The 12,213-nt window shown below is 45.2% G+C and carries 14 protein-coding genes and 1 tRNA gene; 4 read left to right on the forward strand and 11 right to left on the reverse strand.

Going from position 1 to position 12,213, the window contains the following annotated elements:
• Positions 1–126: 126 nt before the first annotated feature.
• From AB6E85_RS18775 to mutY, 4 genes are all read right to left on the reverse strand, one after another.
• Positions 127–202: transfer RNA gene (locus AB6E85_RS18775), tRNA-Phe, on the reverse strand.
• Between the two features lie 103 nt (positions 203–305).
• A complete protein-coding gene (mltC, locus tag AB6E85_RS18780) occupies positions 306–1,439 on the reverse strand; it encodes a membrane-bound lytic murein transglycosylase MltC (RefSeq protein WP_048615689.1) in 1,134 nt (377 codons plus the stop codon).
• Between the two features lie 69 nt (positions 1,440–1,508).
• The gene (locus AB6E85_RS18785) at positions 1,509–1,781 is read right to left on the reverse strand and encodes an oxidative damage protection protein (protein WP_010435637.1); all 273 of its coding nucleotides are present in this window, start codon (positions 1,779–1,781) and stop codon (positions 1,509–1,511) included.
• 28 nt (positions 1,782–1,809) lie between these two features.
• Complete coding sequence (gene mutY / locus AB6E85_RS18790; protein WP_086774723.1) at positions 1,810–2,871, reverse strand: A/G-specific adenine glycosylase; 1,062 nt, start codon at positions 2,869–2,871, stop codon at positions 1,810–1,812.
• A 165-nt stretch (positions 2,872–3,036) separates the two neighbouring features.
• On the opposite strand from mutY, the gene trmB reads away from it, so the two are divergent.
• Positions 3,037–3,756: a tRNA (guanosine(46)-N7)-methyltransferase TrmB gene (trmB, locus tag AB6E85_RS18795; protein ID WP_004735468.1), complete on the forward strand. Its 720-nt coding sequence runs from the start codon at positions 3,037–3,039 to the stop codon at positions 3,754–3,756.
• Positions 3,757–4,105: 349 nt separating this feature from the next.
• Positions 4,106–5,026: a glutaminase B gene (gene glsB / locus AB6E85_RS18800; protein ID WP_372143642.1), complete on the forward strand. Its 921-nt coding sequence runs from the start codon at positions 4,106–4,108 to the stop codon at positions 5,024–5,026.
• A 127-nt stretch (positions 5,027–5,153) separates the two neighbouring features.
• Here the strand turns inward: glsB and hemW are convergent, their stop codons facing one another.
• The 7 genes from hemW to AB6E85_RS18835 all read right to left on the reverse strand — a co-directional run bounded on the left by hemW (position 5,154) and on the right by AB6E85_RS18835 (position 9,985).
• On the reverse strand, positions 5,154–6,341 hold the full coding sequence (gene hemW / locus AB6E85_RS18805) for a radical SAM family heme chaperone HemW (RefSeq protein WP_372143644.1): 1,188 nt from the start codon (positions 6,339–6,341) through the stop codon (positions 5,154–5,156).
• The gene (locus tag AB6E85_RS18810) at positions 6,341–6,940 is read right to left on the reverse strand and encodes an XTP/dITP diphosphatase (RefSeq protein WP_121602937.1); all 600 of its coding nucleotides are present in this window, start codon (positions 6,938–6,940) and stop codon (positions 6,341–6,343) included. The genes hemW and AB6E85_RS18810 overlap by 1 nt, the downstream gene beginning before the upstream one ends.
• A 48-nt stretch (positions 6,941–6,988) precedes the next feature.
• Complete coding sequence (locus AB6E85_RS18815; RefSeq protein ID WP_017062246.1) at positions 6,989–7,420, reverse strand: DUF4426 domain-containing protein; 432 nt, start codon at positions 7,418–7,420, stop codon at positions 6,989–6,991.
• A 28-nt stretch (positions 7,421–7,448) separates the two neighbouring features.
• A complete protein-coding gene (gene yggU, locus AB6E85_RS18820) occupies positions 7,449–7,739 on the reverse strand; it encodes a DUF167 family protein YggU (RefSeq protein WP_009847703.1) in 291 nt (96 codons plus the stop codon).
• A 29-nt stretch (positions 7,740–7,768) separates the two neighbouring features.
• Positions 7,769–8,326 (reverse strand): YggT family protein, encoded by a 558-nt coding sequence (locus AB6E85_RS18825; RefSeq protein WP_017067798.1) that lies wholly within the window; start codon positions 8,324–8,326, stop codon positions 7,769–7,771.
• Positions 8,327–8,383: 57 nt separating this feature from the next.
• Positions 8,384–9,202 (reverse strand): pyrroline-5-carboxylate reductase, encoded by an 819-nt coding sequence (gene proC / locus AB6E85_RS18830; protein ID WP_372143647.1) that lies wholly within the window; start codon positions 9,200–9,202, stop codon positions 8,384–8,386.
• A gap of 78 nt (positions 9,203–9,280) precedes the next feature.
• A complete protein-coding gene (locus tag AB6E85_RS18835) occupies positions 9,281–9,985 on the reverse strand; it encodes a YggS family pyridoxal phosphate-dependent enzyme (RefSeq protein ID WP_372143649.1) in 705 nt (234 codons plus the stop codon).
• A 26-nt stretch (positions 9,986–10,011) separates the two neighbouring features.
• Between AB6E85_RS18835 and AB6E85_RS18840 the strand changes: the two genes are divergently transcribed.
• On the forward strand, positions 10,012–11,049 hold the full coding sequence (locus tag AB6E85_RS18840; RefSeq protein WP_017062242.1) for a type IV pilus twitching motility protein PilT: 1,038 nt from the start codon (positions 10,012–10,014) through the stop codon (positions 11,047–11,049).
• Between the two features lie 14 nt (positions 11,050–11,063).
• Positions 11,064–12,173: a PilT/PilU family type 4a pilus ATPase gene (locus AB6E85_RS18845; RefSeq protein ID WP_372143651.1), complete on the forward strand. Its 1,110-nt coding sequence runs from the start codon at positions 11,064–11,066 to the stop codon at positions 12,171–12,173.
• Positions 12,174–12,213: the final 40 nt, after the last annotated feature.

Consider the following 12,213-nt stretch of genomic DNA (forward strand, 5'->3'; position numbering starts at 1 on the left):
TGGTGACCTACTGATTACAAGTCAGTTGCTCTACCTACTGAGCTAAGTCGGCACACTAAATTCTTTATGCTTTTGTTCGTGTTGCTACTCCCTGTTAAAGAGTGTTGACACCAACAAATCAAATTGTGGTGCCCGGAGGCGGAATCGAACCACCGACACGAGGATTTTCAATCCTCTGCTCTACCGACTGAGCTATCCGGGCAACGGAGCGCTATTAAACGGATTTTCTTCATAACCGTCAACACCTTTTTTGAAAATAATTAAAAAAAACGTTCGTTAGTTGTTTTTTTATTCAAAAGTGAGGCTTACGTTTTACCTTGGTTAAAATCTTTCTTGAATTTTGTTACTTTTTCTAAGTATCGGCGCGACTCTTTGTTTGGGTGCTTTTTAGTAAGTGCCCAGTATGCTTGGCTAGGTTGCAGCGAGTTTAGGTCTCGCATTGCTCGTTTTCTATCCTTACTGAAGGTATTGAGTACGCCACCCGTGCCGCCGTTGTATGCTGAAATCATGCTGTACTCGAGCGTTGTCGGGTGTTTTACATCTTTCAAATAACGATTTTTGAGTATGTAAAAGTATGCGGTGCCAGCATCAATGTTGTTTTCTGGATTGAATAAATACTCGGGGCTGGGCTCTCCAGGCTTGTTCTTTACTAGCTTAAACACATCTCGACCTGCGGTTTTAGGCACCACCTGCATAAGACCGTATGCATTCGCCCAACTCACCGCGTAGGGGTTGAAACTACTCTCTGTTTTGATAATCGCGTAGATCAAGTCTTCAGGAATGTCGTAACGCTGAGATGCTCGTCGAACGATATCGGCGTATTGATAACTACGCTGACTGGCGTGATCGGCCACCATTGGGATCTCAACGTAATAGGCTTTTTTAAAGTCGACTTCTTTGGTTTTTAGGTTATTAGCGATCAGGTAATCAGCGAACTGGTTAGCGCGCCAAGACCATTGGATAGGCTTTTTTTCTTGGTCTACAACTTGGTTGTAGAGGAAAGGCCTGCCTTCTAATTTGATGCTTTTGGAAGAGAATAGGTCGACATGCGCTGGATCATCTGGCGTCAAAAGCGTTGTCATGATTGCGTTTTTGAGGTGTTTTTTAGGTTCAGTCGAGGAGACCGTTTCTACCGTTATGAGGCCTTCGCTAAAGTTTACTTCTGAACGGCTCAGGTAATTATCTATGTATTTCACATAGTTACTCTTACCTGCCATTTTTACTTCACTACTGCCCCAGCGTTTTTGGATATTGCCAGAAAAGCTATTAATCAAAGCATCTAGTGCTCCGGTGTCTTTTTCAAACTGACCAGGTAGCTCTGCCAAGTTGCTTACGAATCGGTTGGTCGGTTCGTAATTAACATCATAAATGCTTTCGACAAATTCACGGCTGCAGCCCGTTAATAACATGGCTGTTAGGAAGTAACTTAGCTTTTTCATAGTTCCTCATACAAAAATGACATCGCAGCGTTAACCATGATGTCATTAAAATTTGCTTTAATAAATGTCTTATTCGCTTGGTGGAGTATAGCCATCAATTACGACATCTTTACCTTCGAAAAGGAAGTTAACCATCTCAGTTTCAAGAAGTTTACGATGCTCAGGATCCATCATGTTTAGCTTCTTTTCATTGATAAGCATAGTTTGCTTACTTTGCCATTGTCCCCAAGCTTCTTTAGACACGTTGTCAAAGATACGCTTACCTAAGTCACCTGGGTAAAGTTGAAAATCTAGGCCTTCAGCATCTTTTTGAAGGCGAGCACAAAATACAGTGCGGCTCATAGTGGTTCCTCTTATCGCGTTCGTTGATTCAAACGTCGTCGTTCAGTTCAAAGGGTAGGCTCTCAATAAGCTGCTTTACAGGAGCGGCTAGGCCAATTTCTTCCGGTTTTGATAAGTTATACCAGAGACCTTTAGTCCCTTCCATTATCAAATCTGGTTGTTTATCTAATTTCACTAATACTGGCGTGATATCTAAGTGGTAGTGACTGAAAGTGTGTCTAAACGCAATCATGGTCTTGATCGAATTGGTTTGAGTGTCTTTGATCGAGCGAAGATCTAGTTGATGTTCGATCTCTGCGTTTTCATTTTGAGGGAAACAAAACAACCCGCCCCAGATACCAGATTGAGGGCGCTGTTCGAGCCATACTTGGTTATCGTGATACAGAATCACAAACCATGTTTCTTTTACTGGCTTTTCTTTCTTGGGCTTTTTGCCTGGGAAGTCGAGCTGTCTATCGAGCTTCTTGGCCTCACACATGCTTTCAATCGGGCACAAGGTGCACTTAGGCTTGCTACGGGTACAAACCATCGCACCCATGTCCATCATTGCTTGATTGTACTTATCGACATCTTTGTTCGGAGTATGAGCTTCGGCATGTTCCCATAGCTGGTTCTCGACTTTCTTTTGCCCCGGCCAACCTTCAACGGCAAAACTTCTCGCTAGCGTTCGTTTTACATTGCCATCAAGAATCGCATGAGGAAGCTTATGAACCGATGATAAGACGGCTGCTGCTGTTGAGCGACCAATCCCCGGTAGCGCGTTCATCTCTTCGATAGACAGCGGAAATTCACCACCATATTGCTCAGCAACGATCTTGGCTGCTTTATGTAGATTGCGAGCTCGTGCGTAATAACCAAGCCCTGTCCATAAGTGGAGGACCTCATCTTGTTCGGCGTTCGCTAGGTCGATAACCGTTGGAAAGCGTTCTAAGAAGCGTTGGTAGTATGGAATCACCGTAGCAACCTGAGTCTGCTGAAGCATGATTTCAGATAGCCAAACGGTGTAGGCGGTTTTGTTTTGTTGCCAAGGCAATTCTTTACGCCCGTAGGCGTCATACCACTTTAATATGGCGGTTGCGAAAGGAGTCACGACATGCTCTATGCTTTGCTATTATTAGAAGCGAAATTGCACCACACTTAACGTTGGATGTAAAACAGACAAATTGTGTGGGAATTTATCCACGGAAAGACTTGCACCGGAGGCAATTCTTTGGATAATCCCCGCTTTGATTAATCAATGTGCAGGCAAAAATCAATGAGTGAAGTGACCACTAACGAATATACTGAAGACGGCAAACTGGTTCGTAAGATCCGTAGTTTTGTTCGCCGCGAAGGCCGCTTAACAAAAGGCCAAGAGAACGCGATGAATGAATGTTGGCCAACAATGGGTATCGACTACAACCCAGAGCTTCTTAACTGGAAAGAAGTATTTGGCAACGATAACCCGGTTGTACTAGAGATTGGCTTCGGTATGGGTGCATCACTGGTTGAAATGGCAAAGAACGCACCTGAGAAAAACTTCTTAGGTATTGAAGTTCATAGCCCAGGTGTTGGTGCGTGTTTAGGTACCGCTCGCGATGCTGGTGTAACTAACCTGCGTGTAATGTGTCACGATGCAGTAGAAGTATTCGAACACATGATTCCAGATAGCAGCCTGCATACACTGCAACTGTTCTTCCCTGACCCATGGCACAAAGCTCGCCACCATAAACGTCGTATCGTTAAGGCTGAGTTTGCAGAGATGGTTCGCGGTAAGCTTCAACTTGATACTGGTATTTTCCACATGGCAACAGACTGGGAAAACTACGCAGAACATATGATTGAAGTGATGAACGTAGCTCCAGGCTTCGAGAACATCGCTGAAGATGGTGATTACATCCCTCGTCCGGATGAGCGCCCGCTAACTAAGTTTGAAGCTCGTGGCCACCGTTTAGGTCATGGTGTTTGGGACATTAAGTTCAAGCGTACTAAGTAACTCCGAATCAAATTAAGTGAAGGGCAATCCGACTTAGGATTTAACCCCTACACTTTATGGGATTGATTAAAGCCAACATTATTGTAATGTTGGCTTTTTTGTCCTTAGGCTTTTATTTCAGTAAAGGCTTAAGGACAGAAAGTAATACCAATCACAGTAAGTAAGTGATCAGAAATAGCGTAGGAAAAAGGCTTGAGAACAAGGCAGCATTTTTCGATAAGTAGTTACTCTACAATCAAAAATTCTAACGCAGTTATCGAGCATTTTAACAAGCTAGAGTGAGCAGTTATTTACTACGATTGGTATATGTTACACCCCTACAAAAATAACAATATAGAAGTAAGCGCACATGAAACCAACTCAAGCTATTTTGGCCGAGATCTTAGACGAAGTTCGTCCTTTAATTGGACAGGGAAAGGTCGCTGATTATATCCCTGCACTGGCTCGCGTATCGAACCAGAAACTGGCGATCGCGGTATACACCAATGAAGGTGAGGTGATTAAAGCCGGTGATGCTGAAGAAGCATTTTCTGTGCAATCTATCTCTAAAGCCTTGAGCCTTACGTTAGCTATGGTGCTATACAAGCCTGAAGAGATTTGGCAACGTGTTGGCAAAGAGCCTTCTGGTCAAGCCTTTAACTCGATGATTCAGCTTGAGATGGAGCAGGGGATTCCCCGTAACCCGTTTATCAACGCGGGGGCTATTGTCGTCGCGGATCTATTACAAAGCCGCCTGTCAGCACCGAGACATCGCTTGTTGGAGTTTGTGCGCCAGTTGTCGGGCGACACTCATATCGTGTATGACAAGATAGTAGCGGCGTCAGAAATGATGCACAGCGACCGTAATGCGGCTATCGCTTACTTGATGCGTTCATTTGGTAACTTTGAAAATGATGTTATCCCTGTTCTGAATAACTATTTTCATGCCTGTGCGCTTAAAATGACGTGTGTTGATTTGGCAAAAACCTTTAGCTACTTGGCAAACAAAGGCATGTCGGTTCAAACCAAGAAAGAGATCATCACGCCAGTTCAAACCAAGCAGTTGAATGCTTTGCTTGCCACATGTGGTTTGTATGATGGTGCGGGGGAGTTTGCCTACCGTGTTGGTATGCCTGGAAAATCGGGCGTTGGTGGCGGTATTATTGCTATCGTTCCTGGTGAAATGACGATTGCCGTGTGGTCTCCAGAGCTTGATCTTTCTGGTAACTCTTTAGCGGGCACTAAAGCACTAGAGCTGCTTTCAGAGCGTATCGGTCGTTCTATTTTCTAAGAGAAAGGTGTGAGATTCGAGCACGGACTTCGTCCTATAGAACGCTTCGCCCGAGAGGGGGGGGGCTATAAAACAAAAAGGGTTGACCCTAAAGCCAACCCTTCCGCAATGCTTCTCGAATCTCTAACTATTCGTCTTCTTCTGCCATAAAGGCTTCCAGCAAATCGTTGAGGAATAGCTTCCCTTTTTCAGTGATCTGCCAGTGAGTGTTGGTTTCATTCAAGTAGCCTAGCTCTTTTGCCCATTCAATCGTTTCTTGAATCGAGTCGAAGCCAAGCCCAGTCGTATCGATGAAATCTTGCTTTGGACATGCTTCCATTAACCTAAAGCGGTTCATGAAGAACTCAAAAGGGCGATCTTCATTCGGCACTTCAAACTCGTCTGATAGATAAGGTTTCACCATGTTCTGGTATGCCGCTAGGTAGCCTCTAGGATGCTTAACCTTAGTGGTGCGAACAATGCGTCCATCTGCAAAGCTCAGCTTGCCATGAGAGCCACAGCCAATACCTAAGTAATCACCAAAGCGCCAGTAGTTGAGGTTATGTTGGCACTGATATCCCGGCTTGCTGTAGCCTGAGATTTCGTACTGTACATACCCTGCGTCTGCGAGCTTCTTATGGCCTAGGTCGAAGATATCCCAAAGGTCATCATCGTCAGGTAGCTTTGGCGTTTTGTAATAGAACATGGTGTTAGGTTCTATTGTTAGCTGATACCAAGATAAGTGCGGAGGATCGAGTTCGATCGCTTTGTCTAAATCAGCCAACGCTTGATCAATACTCTGATCGGGTAAGCCGTGCATTAAGTCTAAGTTGAAACTATTCAATCCAATCTTATGTGCTAAGTGAGCTGCGTTGACCGCTTCATCTTGACCATGAATACGCCCAAGCCTTTCCAGTTTCTCTTGCTCAAAACTTTGCACACCCACCGAGATTCGACTCACCCCTGCCTTTTGGTAACCCGCAAAACGCTCAGCTTCGATAGTTCCCGGGTTAGCTTCCATGGTGATTTCTATTTCAGGTTTGAACGGGATGCGCTGTTCAATACCTTCTAACAATCTACCAATTCCTTCAGGAGAAAACAGGCTTGGGGTACCGCCACCAATAAAGATCGAATGCAGTGGGCGAGGTGCGCCATTGAGCTGATATTTCTCAATGTCTGTATCGAGATCCTCAAGCAGTGCATTTATGTACTCTTTTTCAGGGATCTCGGCTTTCAGAGCGTGAGAGTTAAAATCACAATACGGACACTTTTGTACACACCATGGGATGTGTACATAGAGGCTAAGTGCGGGTGGTATTAGCGCTGCGTCGTGCATTACAGAGCTTGCTCCTTGAGAGTCTTAAATAATGACGCGAGGGCTTTACCACGGTGTGACAGTTGCTTCTTACGTGACGATTCAAGCTCTGCTGAGGCGCAGTTATCTTCTGGTACAAAGAACACAGGATCGTAGCCAAAGCCATTCTCACCGTGTTCTTCAGTAAGAATACGACCTTCCCATTTACCGTGACACACTAGAGGTGTTGGGTCATTCTCGTGACGCATTAGCACCAACACACAGTGGAAACGCGCAGTACGCTTTTCAGTTTCGACACCTTGCATCGCGTTTAGCAATTTTTCGATGTTCTGCTTATCGGTTGCCCCTTCACCTGAGTAACGCGCAGAGTAGATGCCCGGAGCACCATTTAAGTAATCAACTTCTAAACCTGAGTCGTCAGCAATGGCTGGCAGCCCTGTTTCTTTCGCTGCATGGCGAGCTTTGATGATGGCATTTTCAATGAAAGTCGTTCCTGTTTCAGCGACTTCTGAAACGTTAAATTCACTTTGCGCGACAACGTCAAAACCAAACTCAGACAGAATATCTGCCATCTCGCGAACTTTACCTTGGTTGCCTGTTGCTAAAACAATCTTACTCATGGGAATGTAGCTCTAAATAAGTTAATAAATGAAAAGTAAGGTTTGAGCTTACTCTTCTATATAGAATTTTTGCGTGAAACGCAGTGGACCAGTGCCTTTTAGGCCTGCGTTCACATCGATGTCGAAGGTGATGTTTTCTTCGTGAGTTACGGGGAACTCAGCAAGGTAATAAATCGCATCGCCTTCTTTGATTTCTCGAAACTTCAAAGTACGGGTGTTTCCAACGAGGTTCTTCGCTGTTCCCGTAATTTTAGCCGTTGTCGCAGGCTTGCCTAGAGAAGCCTTGTCTAACACGCTGATGTTGAGGATTGCTGAGTATCCATTTCGCTTAAGTTTGTATTGTTTAGCGACTTGCGAAGTTAAGAACGTGGAATTAAAAGCCGAGTAATGAACCTCGACATCCTTAATGTTCTTAAATTGCCCTGCTGAGCTTGGTAAGGCAACAAGAGCGGTGAGTAGTGCTGTTATCCATAAACGCATAATGACTCCAATAAATAGCAAAAAGCCATCATAGGATGGCTTTGACTTCAGTTGGGATTTGGCTTGGCGAGCATATTCGAACTTGCTTGTGCCTACCGAGCTCTCCCTTTTCTATCTTAATTTGCCCTTTTGCGACCTTAAACTGTTTCGCAAGGTATTTCGCTAAATGGGCATTGGCTTTGCCATCTACCGGTGGTGCAGTAATGGCAATTTTCAGTTCCTCACCGTGCAAGCCGACAATTTTGTCTCGGCTTGCTTTGGGTTGGATATAGAGCCTAAGAAGAATATCGTCTTCCTCGGCCCAAACCGCTTTTGGCATCGTCAAAGTACCTGATGTTTGTACTTGAATTATAGCTGATACCAAATAGGACCAATCATGTCGCCCATTAGGAAGTTCGCAAATTGCAGAACAATGAACAGAACCAGTACGCTTAGGTCGAAACCACCCATGTCCGGAAGGATACGGCGGATAGGTACTAGCATTGGTTCAGTCAGTTGATGGAACACGTACTCTATTGGGCTGCGACCTTGGCTTACCCAGCTTAGGATTGCACGGATAAGTAGAACCCAGAAGATCAAACCACCAGCCGCTTTGAGCAGAGACAGTGCACCAAAGATTAGGAAGCTAATATCGAAAACGGCAGCGCCGCCAGAGATAATCAGGTTTAGAGCAACGAACTTAAGTACACACAGCACATAAGCGAAAACAACGGTCGCCAGATCAAGGCTGCCGATTGATGGAATAACTCGGCGTAGTGGGGCAACAACCGGTTGTGTCGCTTTTACGATGAATTGTGAGAATGGGTTGTAGAAATCTGCACGTGATGCTTGTAGCCAGATACGCAAGATCACAACCATGATGTAAAGATCAAAAACGGTCGAGATCAGAAAGCTCATCGAGTTCATATTGTTTCCTTTTTCGGATTTACTTGCCGCTTAGATATAACCAGAGCGGCAAAATGCTTAAAACAGTTTTTCCATATCTTCAGCTCGAGCAACCGCCGCTTGCATGGCTTTTGCTACGATGTCTGATAGTTGATGTTCGTTAAACGTGCGCAGTGCTTCTGCGGTCGTGCCGCCTTTTGATGTCACTTGTTCACGCAGTGTTGATAATTCAGTATCTGGGTTTGCTACGACCATCTCTGCCGCGCCTAATGCAGACTGTTGCACTAGCTTACGAGCGGTTTCTTGATCAAAACCTTGGTTGATTGCTTCAGCTTGCATCGCTTCCATAAACAGGAAGAAGTAAGCCGGAGCGCTACCCGCCGCCGCAATGATATTGTTGATTCCAGACTCTTGTTCAACCCAGCTTACTTCACCAACAGCTTGCATCAGCTGAGAAGCAAAGTCTTTATCATCTTGGCTAACGGTTGAATCGGCATAAAGACCACTCATTCCTTTACCAAGCAGTGATGGCGTGTTTGGCATCACACGAACAAGGTTCAGCTGGCAGTTTAACATCTCATTGAGTCGATTCGCATTAATACCCGCGGCAATTGAGATAACCAGTTTGTTGCTGAAGTCGATATCTTGTAAGGGTTTACATACATCAGCCATCATTTGTGGCTTCACGGATAACACCACAACGTCTGCTTGCTCTGCTGCTGCAATATTATCGCTGGTGGTATTGATGCCGTATTCTTGTTCTAACGGCAGCCTTCTGGTTTCTGAAGGTGCTGTCGCAGTAATCCTTTGCGCTGGGTAACCACTCGCAACTAAGCCCGCTACAATTGAGCGAACCATGTTTCCCGCCCCAATAAAGGCGATGTTCTTATGTTCCATATATAAAATCCTGAGCGTGTCGCTGCGCGGATAAGGCGAAGCGGTATCAATACTTGTACTTGTCGTTACTTACTACGGCTATTTCGCGTAATCACGAGCGCCGAAAATAGCCGTTCCAATACGAACCATTGTGCTACCAGCCTCAACTGCTGCATCCATATCACCACTCATCCCCATCGAAAGGGTATCAATGTCTGAATACTTCGCGGCTAGCTTGTTTTTAAGCTCTGCCAGTTGAGAAAATGCATTAAGCTGAGATTGATAGTCAGATACGTTTGCAGGAATCGACATCAATCCTCTTAAGGTGAGGTTGGGTAGCGATGAAATCAACTCCGCGAGTGCAAAAACTGTCTCTTCTGAGGTTCCAGATTTGGACTCTTCACCACTGGTGTTTACCTGAATCAACACTTGCAAAGGTGGAAGTTCGCTTGGTCGTTGATCATTAAGCCTTTGTGCGATCTTATCGCGATCGACAGAATGCACCCATTGGAAGCTTTCCGCGATTGGGCGGGTTTTATTGGATTGAATTGGACCAATAAAATGCCACTCTAAATTTAGGTTAGAATGTTGTTTTGAGAAGTGTTTTACTTTATCTACACCTTCTTGAACATAGTTTTCACCAAAGGCAACTTGGCCTCCGAGTGCGGCTTCTAGAATCGCATCAATAGGTTTAGTTTTGCTGACGGCTAAAAGTTGCACGGACTCTGGAGCTCGTCCGCACTTTTGCTCAGCACTACGAATCTGTGAGGTGATTTGTTCGATATTTTGTTGAATACTACTCATAGCTGACTTTACTTAAGGGAAAATAAATGGATATCACTGAGTTACTAGATTTTAGTGTAAAGCATAACGCGTCAGATCTACATCTTTCTGCGGGTGTATCTCCAATGGTACGTATAGATGGTGAAGTAAGGAAGCTTGGAATCCCAGCTTTGAGTCATGCTGATGTGCATCGTTTGGTTTTTGAGATCATGAGCGATTCACAACGCGGCGAGTTTGAAGAAAAATTGGAAGTCGACTTCTCTTTTGAATTACCCAATGTTGGTCGCTTCCGTGTTAATGCGTTTAACCAAGCTCGTGGCTGCTCAGCGGTCTTTCGAACTATTCCCGTCGAGATCCCGACTTTAGATCAATTAGGTGCTCCTGAAATATTCGAAAGGATTGCTAACTACGAAAAAGGCTTAGTGCTCGTCACTGGTCCAACTGGCTCAGGTAAATCAACAACTCTTGCGGCGATGGTTGATTACGTAAATCGAAATCACAATAAGCATATTCTGACGATTGAAGACCCGATTGAATTCGTTCACACCAATAATAAATGCCTAGTCAACCAGCGTGAAGTTCACCGTGATACTCATAGCTTTAAAGCGGCACTGCGCAGTGCGTTACGTGAAGACCCAGACGTGATTCTGGTTGGGGAGCTTCGTGACCAAGAGACGATCAGCTTAGCGCTAACCGCAGCAGAAACAGGTCACTTGGTCTTTGGTACTCTGCACACCAGTTCTGCGGCAAAAACTATCGACCGTATTATCGATGTGTTCCCGGGTAGCGACAAAGATATGGTTCGTTCGATGTTGTCTGAATCACTACGCTCGGTGATTGCCCAGAAGCTGCTAAAGCGTGTTGGTGGTGGTCGTGTGGCGTGTCATGAAATCATGATGGCAACACCGGCGATCAGAAACTTGATTCGTGAAGATAAGGTTGCGCAGATGTACTCGATCATTCAAACGGGCGCAGCGCACGGCATGCAGACCATGGAACAAAATGCGAAGCAGCTGATGGCACAAGGCTTGGTTGATTCGGAAGAGGTCGAGAAAAAGATCGAAATTGAAACCTCAATGTTTTAATCAAGGTGGACACAATGGAATTGAATCAAATCCTTGAGGGAATGCTTTCTCAAAAGGCATCGGATCTTTATATCACGGTCGATGCGCCAATCCTGTTTCGTGTGGATGGTGAATTACGCCCCCAAGGAGAGAAGCTGAATGCGGCTCAAGTTGCTCAATTACTTGATGCGATGATGGAACAAGACCGACGTGATGAATATCAGCAAACGCGTGAGGCTAATTTTGCGATTGTGCGTGACTTTGGTCGTTTTCGTGTCAGTGCATTCTTTCAGCGAGAGCTGCCTGGAGCGGTCATTCGACGTATCGAGACTAACATCCCAACCTTTGAGCAACTAAAGCTTCCTGATGTACTACAAGACCTTTCAATCGCTAAGCGCGGACTTGTGCTGGTGGTTGGTTCAACAGGTTCTGGTAAATCGACCTCGATGGCTGCAATGACAGGCTATCGTAACACCAATCGCTCGGGGCATATTTTGACGGTTGAAGATCCGATTGAATTCGTACACGAACATAAAAAGTGCATCGTGACGCAACGTGAGGTTGGGCTCGACACCGAGAGTTACGAAGTTGCACTTAAGAACTCGTTACGCCAAGCACCAGATATGATTTTGATTGGCGAAATCCGGAGCCGTGAAACCATGGAATACGCGATGACCTTTGCTGAAACGGGTCATTTGTGTATGGCAACCTTGCACGCCAATAACGCTAACCAAGCGTTAGAACGTATTCTCCACTTGGTGCCGAAAGAACAGAAAGAGCAGTTCTTGTTTGACTTATCGATGAACTTACGTGGTGTCGTCGCTCAGCAACTCATTCGCGATAAGAATGGCAGCGGGCGTCATGGGGTATTCGAGATTCTGCTGAATAGCCCTCGTGTGTCTGACTTGATTCGTCGTGGTGAACTACACGAACTGAAAGCAACCATGGCTAAATCGAAAGAAATTGGTATGCAGACTTTTGACCAAGCTTTGTATGATTTAGTGATAGCAGGCAAGATCAGTGAAGAGGATGCGTTCCACAGTGCCGATTCTGCTAATGACTTGCGCTTAATGCTCAAAACCAGACGTGGTGATGATGACTACGGAACTGGGGTGTTGGCTGGTGTTAAAATTGATATGGGTTAGAAGCTACAGGCTTTAACGAAGAACGCCTGAGTTTAAAAAC

The organism is Vibrio sp. 10N.247.311.51, assembly GCF_041467855.1.
Lineage (GTDB): Bacteria > Pseudomonadota > Gammaproteobacteria > Enterobacterales > Vibrionaceae > Vibrio > Vibrio coralliirubri.